The sequence below is a fragment of the Actinoallomurus soli genome, assembly GCF_024055715.1.
GTDB lineage: Bacteria > Actinomycetota > Actinomycetes > Streptosporangiales > Streptosporangiaceae > Actinoallomurus > Actinoallomurus soli.
The window spans coordinates 345332-357150 of sequence record NZ_JAMXMV010000002.1 but is presented as its reverse complement, the minus strand read 5'-3'; the positions used below and the strand labels follow the sequence as shown (position 1 = coordinate 357150).

General features: G+C 71.6%; 10 protein-coding genes and 1 tRNA gene. 7 read left to right on the top strand and 4 right to left on the bottom strand.

What is annotated here, in order from left to right:
• Nucleotides 1-10: 10 nt before the first annotated feature.
• Both tmk and NDW01_RS07680 read left to right on the top strand, forming a co-directional pair.
• Entirely contained in the window at nucleotides 11-2029 is a 2019-nt protein-coding gene (tmk, locus tag NDW01_RS07685; RefSeq protein ID WP_252818139.1) for a dTMP kinase, read from the top strand.
• A 338-nt stretch (nucleotides 2030-2367) separates the two neighbouring features.
• Nucleotides 2368-3522, top strand: coding sequence for a DNA polymerase III subunit delta' (locus NDW01_RS07680; protein WP_252818137.1), 1155 nt, complete (start codon nucleotides 2368-2370; stop codon nucleotides 3520-3522).
• A gap of 171 nt (nucleotides 3523-3693) precedes the next feature.
• On the opposite strand, the gene NDW01_RS07675 is transcribed toward NDW01_RS07680, so the two are convergent.
• The 3 genes from NDW01_RS07675 to NDW01_RS07665 form a co-directional block, all read right to left on the bottom strand.
• Nucleotides 3694-3981, bottom strand: coding sequence for a winged helix-turn-helix domain-containing protein (locus tag NDW01_RS07675; protein ID WP_252818134.1), 288 nt, complete (start codon nucleotides 3979-3981; stop codon nucleotides 3694-3696).
• Nucleotides 3982-4025: 44 nt separating this feature from the next.
• The gene (locus NDW01_RS07670; protein WP_252818132.1) at nucleotides 4026-4493 is read right to left on the bottom strand and encodes a hypothetical protein; all 468 of its coding nucleotides are present in this window, start codon (nucleotides 4491-4493) and stop codon (nucleotides 4026-4028) included.
• Between the two features lie 174 nt (nucleotides 4494-4667).
• The gene (locus NDW01_RS07665) at nucleotides 4668-6185 is read right to left on the bottom strand and encodes an outer membrane protein assembly factor BamB family protein (RefSeq protein WP_252818127.1); all 1518 of its coding nucleotides are present in this window, start codon (nucleotides 6183-6185) and stop codon (nucleotides 4668-4670) included.
• A gap of 166 nt (nucleotides 6186-6351) precedes the next feature.
• On the opposite strand from NDW01_RS07665, the gene NDW01_RS07660 reads away from it, so the two are divergent.
• From NDW01_RS07660 to NDW01_RS07640, 5 genes are all read left to right on the top strand, one after another.
• Nucleotides 6352-6831, top strand: a complete 480-nt coding sequence (locus tag NDW01_RS07660) for a low molecular weight protein-tyrosine-phosphatase (RefSeq protein WP_252818124.1) — start codon at nucleotides 6352-6354, stop codon at nucleotides 6829-6831.
• A gap of 1 nt (nucleotide 6832) precedes the next feature.
• Entirely contained in the window at nucleotides 6833-7690 is an 858-nt protein-coding gene (locus NDW01_RS07655; protein ID WP_252818121.1) for a fructosamine kinase family protein, read from the top strand.
• An 86-nt stretch (nucleotides 7691-7776) separates the two neighbouring features.
• Nucleotides 7777-8604, top strand: coding sequence for a PSP1 domain-containing protein (locus NDW01_RS07650; protein ID WP_252818119.1), 828 nt, complete (start codon nucleotides 7777-7779; stop codon nucleotides 8602-8604).
• A gap of 85 nt (nucleotides 8605-8689) precedes the next feature.
• A complete protein-coding gene (locus NDW01_RS07645; protein ID WP_252818117.1) occupies nucleotides 8690-10195 on the top strand; it encodes an alpha/beta hydrolase in 1506 nt (501 codons plus the stop codon).
• Between the two features lie 62 nt (nucleotides 10196-10257).
• A tRNA-Thr gene (locus NDW01_RS07640) sits at nucleotides 10258-10330 on the top strand.
• On the opposite strand, the gene NDW01_RS44270 is transcribed toward NDW01_RS07640, so the two are convergent.
• Nucleotides 10286-11428 (bottom strand): tyrosine-type recombinase/integrase, encoded by a 1143-nt coding sequence (locus NDW01_RS44270; protein WP_406567704.1) that lies wholly within the window; start codon nucleotides 11426-11428, stop codon nucleotides 10286-10288. The two genes, NDW01_RS07640 and NDW01_RS44270, sit on opposite strands and share 45 nt — an antisense overlap.
• Between the last annotated feature and the right edge of the window lie 391 nt (nucleotides 11429-11819).

The window sequence follows — 11819 nt, the reverse complement described above, 5'->3', positions numbered from 1 at the left end:
CGCTGACACAATGACCAGAACGGGCAGCTCTTCCGGCGTGCTGTCGATCAAGCCGTTCCGTCGGCTCTGGATCGCCCTGTCGTTGTCGAGTTTCGGCGATTGGCTCAGCATTCTGGCGCTGACCGCGCTGGCCGGCTCGCTGACCAAGGGGTCGGCGGAGAACTACGCGATCGGCGGCGTCCTCGTCGTCAAACTGCTGCCGGCGCTGGTCTTCGGGCCGCTGGCCGGGGCGGTGGCCGACCGCTTCGACCGCCGCACCACGATGGTGATCGCGGACATCCTGCGGTTCAGCCTGTTCCTGTCGATCCCGATCGTCGGCCGGCTCGACTGGCTGTACGTCGCGACCTTCCTGGTCGAGGTCGTGACGTTGTTCTGGATCCCGGCCAAGGAGGCCACGGTCCCGAACCTGGTGCCCAAGGACCGGCTGGAGCGGGCCAACCAGATCAGCCTCATCTCGACGTACGGCTCGGCGCCGGTGGCGGCGGCGACGTTCTCGGTGCTGGCGCTGATCTCCGGGGTGGTCTTCTCGACGCACCGGCAGCAGGCGAACCTCGCGCTGTACATCAACGCGGTGACGTTCCTGGTCTCCGCGGTCACGATCTTCTCGCTGCGCGAGATCCCCCGGCAGGACGGCAAGGTCTCGGTCCCGTCGGTCCTCAAGCAGATCGTCGCCGGCTGGCGGTTCGTCGGCTCGACGCCGATGGTGCGCGGCCTGACGGTCGGGATCGTCGGCGCGTTCGCCGCGGGCGGCGCCGTGATCGGCATCGCCAAGGTCTACGTCAAGGCCCTGGGCGGAGGCGACGCCGCGTACGGTGTCGTCTTCGGCATGGTGTTCGTGGGCATGGCGGTCGGGATGTTCCTGGCCCCCCGCATCCTGAAGGACTTCAGCCGCCGCCGGCTGTTCGGCCTGGCGATCATCGGGGCCGGTGTCGCCCTCGTGCTGATCGCCGTCATCGAGAACCTCGTCATCGTGGCGCTGCTGACCGCGCTGCTCGGGGCGGGCGCCGGCATCGCCTGGGTGGTCGGCTACACGCTGGTCGGCCTGGAGGTCGAGGACAGCCTGCGCGGCCGTACGTGGGCGTTCCTGCAGTCGCTGGTACGGGTCGTGCTGCTGCTCACGGTCGCCGCGGTGCCGTTCATCGCGGGCGCGGTCGGCGAGCACCGGATCAAGGTCGCGGACGCCGTCTACCACTTCGACGGCCCGAACGCCGTGCTGCTGCTCGGCGCCGTGGTCGCCGTCATCGTGGGCCTCCTCGCCTACCGGCAGATGGACGACCGCAAGGGCATCCCGCTGTCGCGGGACCTGATGGCGGCGCTGCGCGGCGAGGAGTACGTCCCCGAGGAGCCGGGGCACGGGGAGCGCGGTGTGTTCCTCGCGTTCGAGGGCGGGGAGGGCGCCGGGAAGACCACGCAGGCCCGGCTCCTGGCGATCTGGCTCCGCGACCAGGGCTTCGACGTCGTCACGACCCGCGAGCCCGGCTCCACGAAGATCGGCATGCGGCTGCGCGCGCTGCTGCTCGACAAGGAGACCTCCGGCCTGTCCGCCCGCGCCGAGACGATGCTGTACGCCGCGGACCGCGCGCAGCACGTCGCCGAGGTCATCCGGCCGGCGCTGGAACGCGGCGCGATCGTCGTCACCGACCGGTACGTCGACTCCTCCCTCGCCTACCAGGGCGCCGGACGCGAGCTGAAGGTCAAGGACATCGCCGAGGTGAACCGCTGGGCCACCGGCGGGCTCACCCCCGACCTGACCATCGTCCTGGACGTGCCGTCCGAGGTCGGACTGAACCGCTTCGCCTCCCCGGCCGACCGGATCGAGTCCGAGCCCCGGGAGTTCCACGAGCGCGTACGCCGCGGCTTCCGCGCCCTCGCCGAGGCCGAACCGCACCGCTACCTCGTGATCGACGCCGCGCAGCCGCAGGAGGACATCACCCGGCAGATCCGCGACCGGGTCCGCGCCATCCTGCCGGACCCCGTCCCGGCCACCGCCGAGGCCGTCACGAGCACGATGCCGGTCATCACCGACTGACCCCTCCGTCCTGCGTCGCCCCGCGCGGTACCCGAGCCCGCAGCAGCGGACCGGCCGCAGGACGGTGCCCGGCCGCGTCGCGGCGGGGCCCCGGCGGGAGGCGGCCGGGCCGGAGGGACCGGCCACCGTGACGTCGATGGTGACGCCGCGGTCCGGGCGAACCGGTCATCCGTCGGTCAACGCGGCGGCAAGGTGACCACGGCGGCGGTCAGGTGACCACGGTGGCGGCACGGCGGAGGAACGGTCCTCCTCACGTCACCGAGTCGCCGGCTCGGGCGGCGGATGCTCGCGTCAGGCCATAGCATCGAAGGCGCCATGGGGCTGGAGGAGATCGACGCGTGACGGTGTACGACGACCTGGTCGGGCAGGAGCCCGTCATCGAGCAGCTGCGCTCCGCCGCGGCCGCCGGAGCCCGGGCCCTGGCCGGTACGGGCGGTGGCGGCATGACGCACGCGTGGCTGTTCACGGGACCGCCCGGATCGGGCCGTTCGACGGCCGCCCGGGCGTTCGCCGCCGCGCTGCTGTGCCCCGACCAGGGGTGCGGGCACTGCGCGTCCTGCCACCAGGTGCTGTCCGGCAGCCACGCCGACGTCGAGGTCGTCCGTCCCGCCGGCCTCTCGTACGGCGTCCGGGAGACCCGCGCGCTGGTGCTGCGGGCCGCCTCCTCGCCGACCGGCGGGCGGTGGCGGATCGTGCTGTTCGAGGACGCCGACCGGTCCACCGAGCAGGCCGCGAACGCCCTGCTCAAGGCCATCGAGGAGCCCCCGGCCCGTACGGTCTGGCTGCTGTGCGCGCCGTCGCCGGACGACCTGGTCGTGACGATCCGGTCCCGCTGCCGGCTCGTGACACTGCGGACGCCGCCCGCGCGGGCGGTCGCCGACGTCCTCGTGCTCCGGGACGGGATCGACCCGGACGTCGCCGCCGTGGCGGCCCGGGCCGCGCAGGGCCATGTCGGGCGGGCGAAGCGCCTGGCCACCGACGAGCAGGCGCGCCGTCGCCGGGCCGAGGTGCTGGCGATTCCGGGCCGGCTGAACGGGGTCGGGCCCGCCGTCGAGGCCGCCGAGGCGCTCGTGAAGGCCGCGGAGGCCGAGGCCAAGGAGCTCGGCGCGAGCCTCGACGCGGAGGAGACCGCGGCGCTGCGCCAGGCGCTCGGCGAGAGCGCCAAGGGCCGCATGCCGCGCGGCACGGCGGGAGCCCTGAAGGAGCTGGAGGACCGGCAGAAGTCACGAACGACCCGGATGAAGCGCGACGCGCTCGATCGCGCGCTCCTCGACCTGGCCTCGTACTACCGTGACCTGCTCGTCGTCCAGCTCGGCGCCGGAGTCGAGCTGGTCAACGCCGACCGGGCCCGGGAGCTGCGGTCGGTGTCCGGGCCGCCGGAGGCCACGCTCCGCCGCCTCGAGGCCATCATGGTCTGCCGGGAGCGCCTGGAGGCGAACGTCAATCCCCAGCTTGCGGTCGAGGCCATGGCGATGGCCCTGCGCACCGGCTGACCCCGCCGCCCTCGGCGCGAGCCGATCGCCGCCGTCCGGTTCACGTCGCCGTCCGTTCTACGACGCCGTCCCGATCCACGTCGCCGTCCGTTCTACGACGCCGTCCGGTCGGTCCACACCGCCGTCTCGGTCCACGTCGCCGTCGGCGTGGTGGCCTCGCCCGCGCCGTGGCTACGCGTCCTGTGGGGCGGGGGCGGGCCGGTCGGGTGCCTGGGCGAGGTTCTGCAGCCAGGTGAGGTGATCGGTGAAGGCGGTACGGCCCTTGGGCGTGAGCCGGAACCACGTGCGTGGGCGGCGCCCGACCGCGCCCTTGCGCACCTCCAGGTAGCCGGCGTCCTCAAGCACGCGGGAGTGTTTCGACAAGACCGAATCACTGATCCCCACGGTGTCGCGAACGACCGCGAACTCCACCCACTCCGCGCCGGCCGCGAGCACTCCGCAGATCGACAACCGGGTCATGGGATGAATGAGCTCGTCCGGCCGTCCGCGACCCTCGGGGCGGTTCATCGTGAGGTCGCCCGCCCTTCGGTGATGTCCTTCCGGACCGCGGCGGTCCGGCGTACGAGGAGGCCCACGGTTACGGCCGCCATGATGACGACCACGACGACCGCGAGCGCCGTCTGACCATGAGCGAGGAGCAGGCGCTCCGTGACGTACCCGACGATCGCCACGGCGAGCGTAACCCATCGGATCGGCCGGACCGACGGGTAGCTCCGTGTCATCCGGCGGGGGAGTTTCACGCCGGTCGTGCGAGACCAGAGCCGATCAAGGCCGATCATCACCAGCAGGGGTACGAGCGCCGCCCACTCACTCACCACCGGCGAGAAGTACTCCGAGAGGAACGGGGCGGTCATCACCGTCGCCATCATCACCGCGGCCACTGTCAGGTACCACCAGGGCAGCCGGATCCGCTCGGCCAGCGTGGCGCGCTGTCGACGAAGCTGCTCCAGATCCTGCGGCGTAGCGTTCACGACGACTCTCCTTCCGTCTGGAATCCTCTTTCCATTTTGGAAAGTACATTCCCGGCGTTCCTTCCGCAAAACCGCGCCCCGCCCGGTGGTCGAGCACGAGCGGCGGATGAGCACGGCCGGCGGATGAGCACGGCCCACCCGCGGCGTGGGGGGCCGTGATCGTCCAAGGCCGCGTCAGCGGGCGCGGAAGACGGCGACCGGGGCGTCGCCCGGATTGGTCGCCCGCTCGGCGAGGACGACGTAGCGGTTCCCGGTGGAGTAGAAGAGCGGGTCGTCGTCGGGGTCCGCGATGCGGGGGAGGCCGACGTAGCTCAGCTTCCCGTCACGCAGGGACAGCGCCCACAGACCGGGGTGCCAGGTGGCGTCGCCGAGGAGGTGGACGCGACCGGGCTCGGCCTGCATCGCGGCGAAGTCGCCGACCTTGGTCGACCAGCGCGGCCGGCCGTCGGCCAGGCCGTAGCCGACCACGCGGTACCTGCCGCCGGGCAGCTGCGCCTTGGCGACGAGAAGGCCGTCCCGCAGGACGATGTTGCGGGCGGGCGTCGCGCGGAACGTGTGGTCGCCGAGGTCCAGCCGCCGCTGTCCGTCGTCGACCGGGATCGTCGCCTGCGCCCGGCCGGTCTCGTCGAAGGAGGCCACGACGTTGACGCCGCGCTGCCCGCCCTCCTGGATCCAGAGGACCGCGGGGTCCGCCGACAGCGGCCGGATGTTGGCGGCGTCGCTCTGGATCGGGGCCTTGGTCGTCCACCGGACGTGCCCGGTCGCGGCGTCCAGGGCCCGGATCCGGGGCACCTGCTGGAAGCACGACACCGTGGTCAGGACCTGGTCGTGCCCGGCGGCGACGGTCGCCAGGCGGCACCGGTCGGCCGCCCTGTCCTGCCAGAGGGGCGTGCCCTCGCGCAGCCGTACGGCCATGAGCACCTGCGGGGTCTGGATCACCGCCATGCCGTCCGTGACCGCGATGACGTCCGCGCTGACCGACGACGCGATGCCGGCGGCGGGCACGGCGTGCTCCCACAGGACGCGGCCGGTGGTCAGGTCGACGGCCGTGACCCGGTCACACGGCTGTGTCTCGGCGCCGTGCGCGATCAGGCCGATGCCGTCGGCGGCCGTACGGCTCATCGCGCACAGGACGTCGCGTCCGGGCACCGTGTACGTCCAGCGGACGGCGCCGGTGGCGACGTCGTAGCCGACGAGGCGGTCGAAGCGGGCGCGGACCACCGTCGTTCCGGAGAGCCAGCCGCCGAGGCCCTCGACCGTGGCCGGCCGGTCGGGCGGCGCCTGCCACACCGCGGCGAGCGTCCTGCCGTGCGACCAGCGGAAGACGGCCAGCCCCGGAAAGATCCCCACCAGGGCGAGGACGACGGCGCCGAGACAGCCGACCCGGCGGGACCCGATCTTCGCCAGCCCGAGCAGCGCGGCCGGCACCACGACGAACAGCGAAATGATCGAGACCGGCAGCATCCAGGCCGTGCCGCGGGGGCACGGCCCGTGTGAGATCCCCTCGCTGCTCGTTCCGCACGACCCGCCGGCCTCGACCGCCAGGGTCCAGAAGCTCGACACGAGGAGGGTGAGCACCATCCCCACCAGGACGGCGCCGATGACGCCGATGACGATCGGGGTGATGCTCCTGCGGGGCTTCTTCGCCGGCTCCGGCGGCGGCACGATCTGGAATCCCATGTCCACGGACATCCCAGCGTTTCCCTTCTCCGCTCGCGGCTGGGATGGAACGGCCGGTCCGACAGCAGCCGAAGCGCTGAACCTGAGACTCCCGAAGCGCGTTTTCGGTTGCCGCGATCGGAGGGCTCGTCCACAAGCTGTGGATGCCGAATCGGCGGGCGCTGAATAGTCTTTCCGCATGCCGTACCGCGTCACGTTCGTCTGCACGGGCAACATCTGCCGCTCCCCGATGGCCGAGCACATCTTCCGCCGCCACGTCGAAGAGGAGGGCCTCGACGTCGAGGTCGACAGCTCCGGCACGGGGCACTGGCACGTCGGCGACCCCGCCGACGAGCGCGCGGTCGCCACGCTGCGCCGCGCCGGGTACACCTCCGCCCACCGGGCACGGCAGTTCGAGGCCGCCTGGTTCGACCGGTACGACCTGATCATCGCGCTGGACCAGGGGCACCAGAGCGACCTGCGGTACCTCGCGCCGGACGAGGAGGCCACAGGCAAGATCCGGCTGCTGCGCGAGTTCGATCCGGACGCGCGGCACCTGGACGTCGCCGACCCGTACTACAGCCGCAACTCCGCCTTCGAGGAGGTCCGCGAGCAGATCGAGGCGGCCGTCCCGGGCCTGCTCGACCACGTACGCGGGCGGCTCAAGGACGCCGGCTGACATGGACCGGCTCCTCGGCACCCCCGTCGCCGAGGTCACCGACCTCGGGACGAGCCACGAGTGGTCGCTGCGGCGGGCCACCCTCACCGACGGACGCCGGGTCTTCGTGAAGGAGGCCCGGCGGCGCATCGACGGGCTGTTCGCGGCCGAGGCGGCGGGGCTGCGCTGGCTGGGGGAGGGCTGGCGGCGGGTCGCCGGCGACGACGCGCCGGGCCCCGTCCCCGAGGTCCTCGACGCCGACGAGACGACCCTCGTCCTGCCCTGGATCGACACGGCCGCGCCGACGCCGGAGGCGGCCGAGCGGTTCGGGCGGGAGCTGGCCGCCCTCCACGGCGCGGGCGCCGAGTCGTACGGCGCGCCGTGGCGCGGCTACATCGCCGAGCTGCCGCTGGACAACGCCACCGGCCCCTCCTGGCCGGAGTGGTACGCCGAACGCCGCGTCCTGCCGTACGTCCGGATGGCGGTGGACCGCGGCGCGCTGTCGGCCGGTGACGCGGCCGAGATCGAGCGCGCCGCCGCCCGGATACCGGACGCCGTCGGCCCCGCCGAGCCGCCCGCGCGGATCCACGGCGACCTGTGGTCCGGCAACGTCCTGTGGGGCCGCGACCGGGCCTGGCTCGTCGACCCGGCCGCGCACGCCGGGCACCGCGAGACCGACCTGGCGATGCTGGCGCTGTTCGGCGCGCCGGGGCTCGAGCGGATCCTCGCCGCGTACGACGAGGCGGCCCCGCTCACGGACGGCTGGCGGGCGCGCGTGCCGCTGCACCAGCTGCATCCGCTGCTCGTCCACGTCGTCCTGTTCGGCCGCTCGTACCGGGGCCAGGCCCTCGCGGCGGCGCGCTCCGTACTGTCCGCCTGAACGATTGTGATCTCCCTCACGACGGAGCGATACCGGTTGCGCGTAGGCTGACGGGCAGGTCGACCCCCCGGCGGACGGAGCGAGTCATGGGCATGATGATGGCCGTCAGCTTCACGCGGTACGGACGTCTCTACTACCTCGACCCCGGTCCGTACTCCCCGAAGGTCGGCGACAAGGTGCTCGTCCCCACCGACGCCGGCGCCGAGGTCGCCGAGTGCATCTGGGCCCCGCAGTACGTCTCCGAAGACGTCGACCTGCCGGTCTGCGCCGGCATCGCCGACGAGGAGCACCTCGCCCGCGACGAGGCGAACCGGCGACGGCGCGCGGAGTCGCGGTCCATCGCCAAGCGGCTCATCCGCAAGCACGAGCTCCCGATGAAGGTCATCGGCGTCGACTACCTCGACCAGGACAACGTCTACAAGATCTACTTCACCGCGCCGCACCGCGTCGACTTCCGCGCGCTCGTCCGCGACCTCGCCCGCGCGATGAAGGCCCGCGTCGAGCTGCGCCAGGTCGGCCCGCGCGACGAGGCGCGCCTGCAGGGCGGCATCGGCCCCTGCGGCCGCGACCTGTGCTGCGCCACCTTCCTCAAGGACTTCGAGCCCGTCTCGGTGCGGATGGCCAAGGAGCAGGACCTCCCGGTCAACCCGCTGCGCATCGCCGGCGCCTGCGGGCGGCTCATGTGCTGCCTGAAGTACGAGCACCCGCTGTACGTCGAGGCGCACCAGCGCATGCCCCGCCTCGGCGCGCGCGTGCAGACCGAGTCCGGCCCCGGCCAGGTCGTCGGCCGCAACGTCCCCTCCGACACGGTCGCCGTACGGCTCGACGGCGGCGGCCGCTGCGCCTGCCCGTCCGCGTCCGTCTGCTCACCCCGCAAACAGCACGACCAGCGCTATGGCGACACTCTGGGATGACTCACCCGTACGCTGAGTAGCGAAAACAAGGCCCGATCCGCGTACGCTGCCAGGGACACTGAACAGCGACGAGAACGGTGACGGCGTGAACAAGTTCCGTACGGTCTCCGTGCTGGCGGCGGCCGCGATCGTGGTGACGGCCTGCACGGACGCCCCGAAGTCCACGGCGTCGGCCCCCACGCCGAGCGGCAGCACGCCCGTCTACGGCCAGCGGATCTCCTGGCGGGACTGCGGCGGCGGATTCCAGTGCGGCAGCATCCGGGTCCCCCTCGACTACGCCCACCCGACCGGCCGCTCCCTCGGTCTCGCGGTGATCCGCCTGCCCGCCGAGGGCGGCCAGCGCAAGGGATCGCTCGTCCTCAACCCCGGCGGCCCCGGCGGCTCCGGCGTCGAGTTCGCTCGCGGCTCCGCCCGCTCGTTCGGCGCCGACCTGCGACGCAACTTCGACATCGTCGGCTTCGACCCGCGCGGCGTCGGCCAGAGCCGTCCCGCGGTCCGCTGCCTGACCGGCAAGCAACTCGACCGGTTCTTCGAAGCCGACACCTCGCCCACCGACCAGGCCGAGCTGAACAACCTCGTCGACGTCAGCAAGATGTGGGCCGACGAGTGCAAGACCCGCATCCCCACGCTGCTCCCGTACGTCGGCACCGCCAACGCCGCCCGCGACATCGACGTCCTGCGCGCCGCCCTCGGCGACAAGGGCCTCACCTACTACGGCGCCTCGTACGGCACCTACCTCGGCGCGTACTACGCCCAGGAGTTCCCCAAGCACGTCCGCGCCCTCGTCCTCGACGGCGCCATCGACCCCAAGCTCAGCGCCGACGAGATCAACATCGAGCAGGCCAAGGGCTTCGACACCGCCACCAGGGCGTTCGCCGACGACTGCGTCAAGACCAAGGACTGCCCCCTCGGCAGCGGCAGCACCGACGAGGCCCTCGACCGGCTCGGCCGGCTGTTCGACGAGGCGAGGAAGAAGCCGCTCTACAACGGCCTCAAGGACGGCCGCGTCGTCGACGGCTCCATGGTCGAACTCGGCGTCGCCGCCGCGCTCTACAACAAGCAGACCTGGCCGGTGTTGAAACTGGCCCTGAGGAGCGCCATCGACCAGAACGACGGCACCACCCTCCTCCGCCTCGGCGACCTCCTCATCGAGCGCAACAAGGACGGGTCCTACTCGAACCAGACCGAGGCCAACATGGCCATCAACTGCATCGACAAGCCGTACGACCGCGACCTCAATGCCTGGAAGGACCAGGCAGCCCGCGCCAAGAAGGAAGCCCCGCTCTTCGGCCAGTTCGTGGTCTGGGGCACCCTGCCGTGCGCCTACTGGCCCGTCCAGGACAACACCAAGCCCCGGGCCTTCGCCGCCAACGGCGCGAAGCCCATCGTCGTCGTCGGCACCACCCGCGACCCCGCCACGCCGTACAAGTGGGCCCAGGGCCTGGCCGCACAGCTGAAGTCCGGCGTCCTGCTCAGCCTCGACGGCGACGGCCACACCGCCTACCTCCAGGGCAACCCCTGCATCACCACGGCCGTCGACCGCTACCTGCTCACCGGGACTCCACCGAGGAAGAACACCATGTGCCACTGATATGGGTGTACGAGGAGCCCGGAGAACCCGGTAGACTCATCGCGTCACACGGTGTGTGGCAGGCCGCCTTAGCTCAGTCGGCAGAGCGATTCACTCGTAATGAATAGGTCGTCGGTTCGATTCCGACAGGCGGCTCGTCTGTGACGTGGGCGTCTCTCCCTCGGAGAGGCGCCCTTCGTCGTTCCTGGTCTCATTCTCGGTCTCATTCGCCGTGAAGAGCGCGCGTCCGATGCGCTGCGCGGCGTCGTGGACCAGGGGTGAGGCGACGTGGGTATAGCCGCGGGTGACGCGAATGTCGGAGTGGCCCAGGATCTCTTGAACCACGGCGAGGGCTACGCCCTGTTCGAGGAGGAGTGTCGCGGCCGTGTGGCGGGCGGCGTGGACGCGGTAGTGCGGGAGGCCGGCGGCGCGGAGGAGATCCGCCCAGGCGTCCCAGTCGCGGCGCGGGTCGATCGGGCGGCCGTTCGGCTGGCAGAACACGAGATCGTGTCCCTCCCAGACGCTGCCGGCTCGCTGGCGCTGCCGCTCCTGCCAGGCGAAGTGATGGCGGAGGACCTCTACCAACTCGTCGGCGAGAGCGATCGTCTTCTTCCGGCGTTCCTTGATCGACCGGAAGACCAACCCTCCGCCTGTGCGCTTCGGGCACGTGGACGCGTGCTTGACGCAGTTCTTCGGACAGAGGTCCTTGGCGTCCTCGGGGACGCACTTGTGGCGGCGGCCGGACGTCCGCTTGGCCTTCGGGCAGTCGTCGGGGCAGGGGTGGCGGTGCTTGTCCTTCGTGCATTCGGCGGGATCGTCGCAGCCGTGCTGCCATGTGGTCCGCTGGAGCTGAAACCACACTCGCGCCTCGGCGCGGTAGCGGTCGTCACCGCACCTCGGGCACTTCGGCGAGTCGGTGACCCACCAGCCGATCACCGACCCACTGTGATCGCAGCCGAGGCAGGTCGCGACGAGGTACTGCCAGCGCAGCCCCAGGACCTCGCCCTGACGGAGGCCACAGGACAGCCCGACCGACCAGCGCGCCCCGTTGGGACGCTGCTGAGCCTCGGCGAGGACCTTTCGCGCCTCGTCGCGGGTGAGGGACTTCAGCTCGGGATTGTCGAGCCGGGGCGGCTGGACGAGTTCGGCGGGATTCCGGCCGACGCGTTGCCGTCGTACCGCGACGCTGTAGGCGCTGGAGATGATCGCGTGGACCTTGCGGACGTGGCTCGGCTTCTTGCCGGCGGCGAACATTTTCGAGTAGAGCGCTTCGAGATGTTCGGGCTGGCATCGATCGATCCGGTGACGGCCGATGTTGGGGAAGATCCAGTTTCGGCAGTCCGACCAGTACGCGCTGATCGTGTTCGGCGCCGTCTGCTTGAGCGGCAGTACGGTCGTGAGCCAGTACGTCATCCACTTTTCCACAGTCGGTGGACGACCAGGCTTGTCGACCTTTCCGGCGTCGCGCTTGGCTTCCAGTTCGCGGACTTTCTTCGTCACCTCCCTTTCGGTCTTGGCGGTGACGTGGCGCCGGTCGGGGCTGCCGTCGTTCTTCACGCCCATCGTGACGCGGCCGTGCCAGCGGCCATCGCTGCCCTCGTAGATGGTCGAGCGGCCATCGGGCGCCCGTGTGGGCTTCGTTCTG